Below are 8,065 nucleotides of genomic sequence, written 5' to 3' on the forward strand. Positions count from 1 at the left end.
CCGCTCCAGGCGAACAGGCCCTTCATGAAGCGGTTGCGCTCCGGCATCCTCCGGATCACGTCCACCACGGACCTGTCGAGCAGCCGGAAATCGCCGGCATGCTCAGGAATCTTGTCGTCCGACAGGTAATTGTGCGCGCGATAGTAGAGATCCGCGGTCAGGCGCTTGGGCAGGCTGTCGGTGCTCCGGTTGCGCCGGACGCCGTAGACGACCTCAAAGCCTTCGCGCCATTTCGCAAGCATCTCACCGAGCACCTCGGGCGGATCCTGGAGGTCGACGTCCATCGGCACGACCGCCTTGCCCCGGGCATGGTCGAGGCCGGCGGAAAGCGCGGCTTCCTTGCCGAAATTGCGGGAAAGCGACAGCGCCCGCACGCGCGCATCCCGCCGGTTGGCTGCATCGATCGCCGGCAGCGTCGAATCCTCGCTGCCGTCGTCGACGAACAATATCTCCCACGCGCCGTCGGCGAACAGCCCGTCGAGGATCGGCGCCACGCGTCCGACGAAGGCGGCGATCGCCTGCTCCTCGTCCTTCACGGGGACGATTACGGACAGCTGGAGATCGGACGCCTGCATCGAGGAAGCTGTGCCACGTTTCAGTTTAGCTGAACACCCAGCGCCGGTTGAGCGCGAACACCACCAGCGGCGTCACGATCAGCACGGGCGGGTAGGGAGCCCAGAGCGGAAGCTCCAGCTGCCGCACGAGCAGCCAGACCCAGAAGGAATTGAGGCCGAAGCTGACGAGCGAGACGACGATGAAGCGTCCTCCGGTCCGAGCCAGATTGTCCCGCCGCCCGTGGCCGCGGAAGCTCCAGCGGCTGTGGACGACATAGCCGACGATCACGGCGGCGACGAAGCCGAGCGCCCAGGCGGCGTTGGGATCCATCCCCCGCGCTGCAAGCAGCCAGTAGACGCCGATATTGACGATGCTCGCGAGCCCGCCCGTCAGCGCATAGCGGACGAGCTGCCAGAAAAGCTCGGAGTGGCGCCCCGACAATAACACTGCTCGCTCCCGCCCCGCTTGCCCTTTGCCGCGCAGCGACTAATGGCCTGACGGGGCTTTGAAAAGGGTGAGGGGCGTGACCGAGGGGGCTGAGACGGACGTCATTGCGCGGCACTGGCGCCTGATCACCTTTCTGATCTTCGTCGGAATGGCCGCCTTGCTGGTCTACGACCGCTGGAATGCGATCCAGTGGTTCGCCCTCAGCGACACAGACGACAATATGCGGATGATGCAGGTCCGCGGGCTTCTGCAGGGGCAGGACTGGTTCGATCTTCGCCAGCACCGGCTCGACCCGCCCTATGGCGCCAACATCCACTGGTCGCGGCTCGTGGATCTGCCGATCGCCGGCCTGATGCTGGTGCTCCGGCCGATTCTCGGCGGACCGCTGGCGGAGAAGAGCGCGGTGGCGATCGCGCCGATGATCCCGCTGGCGGTGGCGATGACCGCAATGGCGCTCACATCGCGCCGGCTGCTTTCGCCCAAGTCGTACGCGCTGGCGATCGCGCTCCTCTTCTGCGCCCATTCGGCGCGCAGCATGTGGGTGCCGCTCAGGATCGACCATCACGGCTGGCAGCTTGCGATGCTCACCCTCGCAATGGCCGGCCTCGCCGACCCGCGGCGGGCGCGCGGCGGACTCCTGATCGGGGCCGCGAGCGCGATCTCGCTGACGATCGGGCTGGAAATGCTCGTCTATCTCGCTCTGTTCGGAGCGGCGGTGGCGCTGATGTGGATGCGCGACCCGGCGGAGGGGCGGCGGCTCATCACCTACGGGGCTAGCCTCGCCGGCGGCTGTGCGCTCGGCTACCTCCTCTTCGCTTCCTACGACAACCGGCAGCCGGTCTGCGACGCGCTGTCGCCGGTCTGGCTGTCGGCCATGACGGGAGCGGGCGCCGCGGCCGTGATCCTGCCCTTGCTGCCGCTCCGGTCCTGGCCGCTGCGGCTGGCGGCGGGGGCGGTGCTCGGCGGCATCATCGCCGCCGGCTTCGCGCTGGCATGGCCGCATTGCCTCGGCCGGCTGGAGGGCGTCTCGCCGCAGCTCAACGACCTCTGGCTCGAGAATGTGCGCGAGGCGCGGCCGATCTACAGGCACGACTGGCCGACCATCGCTGCGGTCGTGTCGCTGCCGGTGATCGGGCTGATCGGCTATATCGCGATGATCTGGAGGAGCCGAAGCGAGGGTGCTGCGGCCGTAAAGTGGGTCGCGCTCGGCGCCATTACCCTCGTTGCCGCCCTCCTCCTCCTCTGGCAGAGCCGCGCCGGCGCCTCGGCGCAGGTGCTTGCGGTGCCCGGAGCAACGGCGCTGGCCTGGATCGTCATCCCGTTCATCCAGCGCCGGAAGCTGATGCTTGTGCGCGTGTTCGGAACGGTGGGTGCCTTCGTCCTCATCTCAGGGATCGCCGTGCAGCAGGCGGTGAAGTTCATGCCTGCCGAAAAGCCCCAGAAGCAGCTGAAGACGGTGAACCGCGCCAACGGCCGGTGCCCGACGCTTGCGGCGCTGCGGCCGATCGCCCTTCAGCCGAAGGGCTATGTGCTGACCTTCGTCGATCTGAACCCGCGCCTGATTACGGTCACGCACCATAACGGCGTCGCGGGCCCCTATCACCGCAACGAGCGCGGCATCCTCGACGTGATGCTGACCTTCCGCGGGACGCCGGAACATGCCCGGCAGGTGATCGAACGGCGCGGGATCGACTATGTGCTGATCTGCCCGGGCCTGTCGGAATCGACCATCTACAGCTCGGAAGCGCCGAAGGGCTTCTACGTGCAGCTGGCGAAGGGGAAGGTGCCGGCCTGGCTGCAGCCGATCGAGCTGCCGAAGGATTCGCCCTATAAGATGTGGCGCGTCCTTAAACGTTGATCTGGAAGCTGACGCTGATCCCGTCGATCACGAACTGAGCCGCCAGCGCCGCGAGGATGACGCCGAGGATCCGGGTCAGCATCGCCTCCATCTTGTGGCCGAGCAGCCGCATCAGCGGACCGGAGGCGAGCAGTGCCAGCATGGTCAGCAATAGCGTGAGCGCCAGCGCTGCGAGGACGACCAGCGATTCGTTCAGCCCGTCGCTTCGAGCGACGAGCAGCATCACCGAAGCGATCGAGCCCGGCCCCGCGATCATCGGGATCGCCATCGGGAAGACGGAGATGTCCTCATGCTCGGGCGAAGCAGTGACTTCGTTGGCCCGGTTTTCGCGGCGCTGCGTGCGCCGCTCGAACACCATTTCCAGCGCGATGAGGAACAGCATGATGCCGCCCGCGATCCGAAAGGCGGCGAGGCTGATCCCGAGGGTGCGGAGCAGGTCTTCGCCGAACAGGCCGAAGAAAAGCAGGATCCCGGCTGCGATCAGAACCGACCGGACCGCCATCATCCGCCGCTGGGCGGGCGGGCAGCCGCGCGTCAGCCCGGCGAAGATCGGCGCGCAGCCCGGCGGATCGATGATCACGAACAGGGTCGCGAAGGCGGAGAGGAAGAGCTCGATCACAGCCCCTCCGGCGCCGCAAGGCCGGCACGGGCATGCGCGGCGACGAGCGTGTTCCTGAGCAGCACGGCGATCGTCATCGGCCCCACCCCTCCGGGTACCGGCGTGATCGCCCCCGCCACCTCGCAGGCGGTGTCGAAATCGACGTCGCCCACCAGCTTGCTGTTGCCGCCGCCGATCTGGATGCGGTTGATGCCGATGTCGATCACGGTCGAACCCGGCTTCAGCCAGTCGCCGCGGATCATCTGCGGGCGCCCGACCGCCGCCACGACGACGTCGGCCTGGGCGACGAGCGCGGGCAGCCCGCGGGTGCGGCTGTGGGCGATCGTGACCGTGCAATTCTCCTTGAGGAGAAGCTGGGCCATCGGCTTGCCGACGATGTTGGAACGGCCGACCACGACCGCGTGGAGCCCGGTGAGGTCGCCGAGCTGGTCCTTCAAAAGCATCAGGCAGCCGAGCGGGGTGCAGGGGACCAGCCCCTCATCGCCGACCGCCAGCCGGCCGGCATTGGCGACGGTGAAGCCGTCCACGTCCTTCGCCGGATCAATCGCTGCAATGACTGCCTTCTCGTCGATCGACGGGGGAAGGGGGAGCTGGACGAGGATGCCGTCGACGCTCTCGTCCTCGCCCAGCTGGCGGACGAGCGCGATCAACGCATCCTGCGTGGTGGCCGCAGGGAGCCGGTGCTCGACGCTTTCCATCCCCGCCTCGACCGTCGCCTTGCCCTTCGAGCGGACATAGACCTGGCTTGCCGGGTCTTCGCCGACGAGGACGACCGCGAGGCCCGGCTTCCGGCCAGTCGCACTTGCGAAAGCCGGGACGGCCTCTCCGACGCGCCTGCGCAGCCGCTCGGCAAAGGTCTTGCCGTCGATGATCTCGGCGCTCACGCCACTCCCGACATCATGAGGTCGCGGGCGAGGCCGCTGAGCAGCATCTGGACCGCGATGATCACCAGCAGCGCCACCAGCGGCGAGAAGTCGATGCCGCCGAAATCGGGCAGCACGCGGCGGATCGGCCGGTAGAGCGGCTCGGTGATCCGATCGAGCGCGCCGAGGAAGGTGCGCATGAAGTCGTTGCTCGTGTTGATCACGTTGAACGCGACCAGCCAGCTGAGGATCGCCTGGATGATGATGATCCAGCGAAGCACGTCCAGCAGCAGGTTCACGATTTGAAGCAAGGCAACCAGCATAATCTCTCCCCGCGAGCGCCCGGCCCATGTAGGTGAGCGGCGGCTGGTGGGCAATGCGGCAAAGGAGCAGGCGTGGGACTCGAGATCGACCGGGAGGCGGTGTACCGCGCCTTTCACGAGGCGGTGAACATGGCGCCCGCCGAGCTGGAAGAATGGCTTGAGACGCCGGAGAGCCTGCGGGTCGGCTTCAAGCGCGGCGGCGGAGAGTCGGTCGGCCACGCCTCCGGCAGGCGCATCGTTGAGATCCTTCGCACGCCCAAGGGCGCCCTCTCCGGCGAGGACTTTCTGCACATGCGCAAAGTGGTCGGCTTCGTTCGGCGGCACCGGGCGCAGGAGCCGGCCAACATGGTCACCTCGCGCTGGCGCTACTCCTTGATGAACTGGGGCCACGACCCCATCAAATAGGCACCGGAACGCAACGGACGCGGAGCGGGTTGAGAAGCTCGCGAGCAGCCAAAGAGGGAGCAAGAGCATGAAGGGCTATGTCGAGAATATCGAGGAAGCGACCGTCGCGAACGAGGATTTCCGGCGCGTCCTCTATACCGGCAAGAACCTTCAGCTCGTGCTCATGACGCTCCAGCCGGGCGAGGAGATCGGCGAGGAGGTCCATGAGGACCGCGATCAGTTCTTCCGGGTCGAGGAAGGGCGCGGCACCGTCTACATCGACGGAACGCCGAACCAGGTGGAGGACGACTTCGCCGTCATCGTGCCCGCCGGCGCCCGGCACAATGTCGTCGCTTCATCCGACCGGCCGCTGAAACTCTACACCATCTACGGCCCGCCCGAGCACCGTGACGGTGTCGTCCACAAGGACAAGGCCCAGGCCGACGCCGACCACGAGAACGACCATTGGGACGGCGAGACTTCGGAGTAGTTGGCCGTTAACTGGGGATGGTGTAGGAAAAGCCATGCCGGACGTTGCAGATCTCACTTTTGAGCTCTTGAAGCGGATGCAAGCCGATCTTGCCGACGTGAAGCGCGAGCAGCTCAGCATGGGGGTGAGGCTCTCGTCGATCGAACAGCATCTCGCAGCCAATCAGGTGGAGATTGCTCGATTGAGCTCGGACGTGGCTCACATGAAAGAGGATCTTGCCAAGATCAAGCGGCGGCTCGACCTCGTCGACGCCTAGACCCTGGCGTCAAGCCTGCGCCCCAGCCCGACGAACAGGTAGATGAGCGGCGGGACGAGCACGGCGGAGAGCACCACCTTTGCCAGCATCTGCCCCACCAGCAGGTTGCCGATCGGGAACTCGCCGTAAAAGGCGATGGTGATGAAGAGCAGTGTGTCGACGATCTGCGAGAGGATGCTTGCGACCCCGGCTCGGAACCAGAGCAGGCGCCCGCCGCCCTCACCCTTCAGGCGGCTGAAAATCGTCACGTTGAGGAATTGCGACACGCCGTAGGCGACGATGCCTCCGAGCCAGATGCGCGGCGTCGCCATCATCATCGTCTCGAAGGCGCCGAGCCTGTCGGGCGGCATGTCCTTGGACGCAGGCACGGCCAGCACGAGCAGAGTGAGGGCGAGCGAGGCGAGCAAGGGCACGAAGCCGATCAGCACCAGCCTGTTCGCGGTCTGGCGGCCGTGAAGCTCCGCGACGGAGGACGAGACCACCACCAGCAGCAGGAAGGCGAAGATGCCCGCCTCCACGGCAAGCGGCCCGAGCGCCACCTGCTTATTGCCGAGCACGCCTGCAATGCAGACCATGCCGCCGTAGAAGATCGAAAAGGCGAAGAGCGAGCGCGAGAGGCCCGGTGCGGGTGCGGTTTCCATGGTGAGTGCCTAAGCGGTTTATCTTCGCTCGAAAAGATGCTTGAAGCCGGTTTCGCACCGCGCCGGGATTCGAGCGCCGGCGCATGTCCGGGGATTTTCAGTTGAACTCGATGAAGCGCCTGGCCGTCTATTGCGGCTCGAGCATGGGGACCGATCCTGCCTTTCGCGCGGCCGCTCAGGCGATCGGCGCGGCGATGGCCGAGCGCGGCATCGGCCTCGTCTATGGCGGCGGCCGGCTTGGCCTGATGGGCGTGGTTGCCGATGCGGTGCTCGCGAACGGCGGCGAAGCGCATGGCGTGATCCCGCAGGCGCTGACGGACCTGGAGGTCGCGCACCGGGGCCTCACGGAGCTTCACGTCGTCACCACCATGCATGAGCGCAAGGCGAAGATGACGGAGCTCACCGACGCTTTCGTTGCGCTTCCCGGCGGCATCGGCACCTATGACGAGCTGTTCGAAGCCTGGACCTGGAACGCGCTCGGCTACCACGCCAAGCCTTTTGCACTTCTCAACGTCGCCGGTTTCTGGGACGAGATGATCCGCTTTCTCGATCACGCCACCGCGAGCGGCTTCATGAGCCCGGCGCGCCGCGCGCAGTTGCTGGTGGCCGATGAAGTGGACGAGGCGATCGAGAAGCTGGACGCGGCGCTTGGCGCGTCCGAAAAGAAGATGGTCTGGTAAGCCGGGCACGAACCGGCGTCGGGGAGGGTAGAGCGTGGAGAATTACCGGGGCATCTTGGGGATCCTTCTGATTCTCCTGATCGCGTTCCTGCTGTCGTCCGATCGGAAGGCGATCCGGCTGCGCGTGGTCGGAGCCGCTTTCGCGCTGCAGGCCGGCATCGCGGTCCTCGTGCTCTACACGAGCTGGGGCAGGGCGGGCATTCAGGGGCTCTCGCACGGCGTCGCCAACCTGCTCGGCTATGCCAACAAGGGCACCGAATTCCTGTTCGGAGCGAGCGCGACCAATCCGCTCGCCAACACCTTCGCTCTGGGTGCCCTGCCGGTGATCATCTTCTTCGCCGCTTTGGTCTCGATCCTCTATTATCTCGGCATCATGCAGCGGGTGGTGCGCTGGGTCGGCGGCGGGATCGGCTGGGTGACGGGGATCGGCCGGGTCGAATCGCTCGGCTCGGCGGCCAACATCTTCGTCGGCCAGTCCGAATCGCCACTGGTCGTCCGGCCCTACCTCGCGACTCTCACGCCGGCGCAGCTCTTCACCCTGATGACGGTGGGCATGGCCGGAGTCGCGGGCACCATCCTCGCGGCTTATGCAAGCCTGCTCGGGCCCCAATATCTGCCGTTCCTGCTCGCCGCCGCGTTCATGTCGGCGCCGGGCGGCATCCTGATGGCGAAGATCATGATGCCGGACACGATCGCCCCGCGCGAGCCGGAGCAGATCGAGCTGCCCGCATCGCGGATCAGCGGCCCGGGACCCGCCGCCTTGCTCCCCGAAGGGCACCCGGGCGTTCCGCAGGACGTAGAGGTCGCTGAGACGTTCGAGGACGGGGAGCGGCCCGCCAACATCATCATGGCGGCGGCGCAGGGCGCCCAGACCGGCGTGAAGCTCGCAGTCGCGGTCGGCGCCATGGTGCTCGCCTTCGTGGCCCTTGTGGCGCTCGCCAACGGCCTG

12 protein-coding genes are annotated in these 8,065 nt (G+C 66.7%); 6 read left to right on the forward strand and 6 right to left on the reverse strand.

Annotated features, from left to right (window positions below):
• Both VF662_RS15805 and VF662_RS15810 read right to left on the reverse strand, forming a co-directional pair.
• The coding region (locus VF662_RS15805) for a glycosyltransferase family 2 protein (RefSeq protein ID WP_464142910.1) at positions 1-575 on the reverse strand (575 nt) is incomplete at its 3' end.
• 25 nt (positions 576-600) lie between these two features.
• Entirely contained in the window at positions 601-1,002 is a 402-nt protein-coding gene (locus VF662_RS15810; RefSeq protein WP_464142911.1) for a GtrA family protein, read from the reverse strand.
• A 76-nt stretch (positions 1,003-1,078) separates the two neighbouring features.
• Here VF662_RS15810 and VF662_RS15815 point away from each other — a divergent pair, with 76 nt between their 5' ends.
• Positions 1,079-2,860, forward strand: a complete 1,782-nt coding sequence (locus tag VF662_RS15815; RefSeq protein WP_464142912.1) for an AcrB/AcrD/AcrF family protein — start codon at positions 1,079-1,081, stop codon at positions 2,858-2,860.
• Here the strand turns inward: VF662_RS15815 and VF662_RS15820 are convergent.
• The 3 genes from VF662_RS15820 to VF662_RS15830 are packed head-to-tail and all read right to left on the reverse strand — an operon-like array spanning position 2,850 to position 4,665.
• A complete protein-coding gene (locus tag VF662_RS15820; RefSeq protein ID WP_464142913.1) occupies positions 2,850-3,479 on the reverse strand; it encodes a MarC family protein in 630 nt (209 codons plus the stop codon). The genes VF662_RS15815 and VF662_RS15820 overlap by 11 nt on opposite strands.
• On the reverse strand, positions 3,476-4,363 hold the full coding sequence (folD, locus tag VF662_RS15825; RefSeq protein WP_464142914.1) for a bifunctional methylenetetrahydrofolate dehydrogenase/methenyltetrahydrofolate cyclohydrolase FolD: 888 nt from the start codon (positions 4,361-4,363) through the stop codon (positions 3,476-3,478). Before folD ends, VF662_RS15820 begins: the two co-directional genes overlap by 4 nt.
• Positions 4,360-4,665, reverse strand: a complete 306-nt coding sequence (locus VF662_RS15830) for a YggT family protein (protein ID WP_464142915.1) — start codon at positions 4,663-4,665, stop codon at positions 4,360-4,362. Before VF662_RS15830 ends, folD begins: the two co-directional genes overlap by 4 nt.
• Positions 4,666-4,737: 72 nt before the next feature.
• On the opposite strand from VF662_RS15830, the gene VF662_RS15835 reads away from it, so the two are divergent.
• The 3 genes from VF662_RS15835 to VF662_RS15845 all read left to right on the forward strand — a co-directional run bounded on the left by VF662_RS15835 (position 4,738) and on the right by VF662_RS15845 (position 5,795).
• Positions 4,738-5,070, forward strand: coding sequence for a DUF3140 domain-containing protein (locus VF662_RS15835; protein WP_464142916.1), 333 nt, complete (start codon positions 4,738-4,740; stop codon positions 5,068-5,070).
• 67 nt (positions 5,071-5,137) lie between these two features.
• Complete coding sequence (locus VF662_RS15840; RefSeq protein ID WP_464142917.1) at positions 5,138-5,539, forward strand: cupin domain-containing protein; 402 nt, start codon at positions 5,138-5,140, stop codon at positions 5,537-5,539.
• Positions 5,540-5,573: 34 nt separating this feature from the next.
• Positions 5,574-5,795 carry a hypothetical protein gene (locus VF662_RS15845; protein WP_464142918.1) on the forward strand — a complete coding sequence of 74 codons (222 nt, stop codon included), beginning with the start codon at positions 5,574-5,576 and terminating at the stop codon, positions 5,793-5,795.
• Here VF662_RS15845 and VF662_RS15850 read toward each other — a convergent pair.
• On the reverse strand, positions 5,792-6,436 hold the full coding sequence (locus VF662_RS15850) for a queuosine precursor transporter (RefSeq protein ID WP_464142919.1): 645 nt from the start codon (positions 6,434-6,436) through the stop codon (positions 5,792-5,794). The genes VF662_RS15845 and VF662_RS15850 overlap by 4 nt on opposite strands.
• Positions 6,437-6,546: 110 nt before the next feature.
• Between VF662_RS15850 and VF662_RS15855 the strand changes: the two genes are divergently transcribed.
• Together VF662_RS15855 and VF662_RS15860 are read left to right on the forward strand one after the other, a co-directional pair.
• On the forward strand, positions 6,547-7,116 hold the full coding sequence (locus tag VF662_RS15855; RefSeq protein WP_464142921.1) for an LOG family protein: 570 nt from the start codon (positions 6,547-6,549) through the stop codon (positions 7,114-7,116).
• A 34-nt stretch (positions 7,117-7,150) separates the two neighbouring features.
• On the forward strand, positions 7,151-8,065 hold a 915-nt coding region (locus VF662_RS15860), incomplete at its 3' end, for a NupC/NupG family nucleoside CNT transporter (RefSeq protein WP_464142920.1).

Origin of the sequence: Allosphingosinicella sp. (assembly GCF_036387215.1) — a bacterium.
GTDB lineage: Bacteria > Pseudomonadota > Alphaproteobacteria > Sphingomonadales > Sphingomonadaceae > Allosphingosinicella.

Excerpts from the sequence above, each read along its gene's own strand:
- VF662_RS15850 (WP_464142919.1), bottom strand. The coding sequence starts at position 6,436 with ATGGAAACCGCACCCGCACCGGGCCTCTCGCGCTCGCTCTTCGCCTTT.
- VF662_RS15845 (WP_464142918.1), top strand. The coding sequence starts at position 5,574 with ATGCCGGACGTTGCAGATCTCACTTTTGAGCTCTTGAAGCGGATGCAA.
- VF662_RS15855 (WP_464142921.1), top strand. The coding sequence starts at position 6,547 with ATGAAGCGCCTGGCCGTCTATTGCGGCTCGAGCATGGGGACCGATCCT.
- VF662_RS15840 (WP_464142917.1), top strand. The coding sequence starts at position 5,138 with ATGAAGGGCTATGTCGAGAATATCGAGGAAGCGACCGTCGCGAACGAG.
- VF662_RS15830 (WP_464142915.1), bottom strand. The coding sequence starts at position 4,665 with ATGCTGGTTGCCTTGCTTCAAATCGTGAACCTGCTGCTGGACGTGCTT.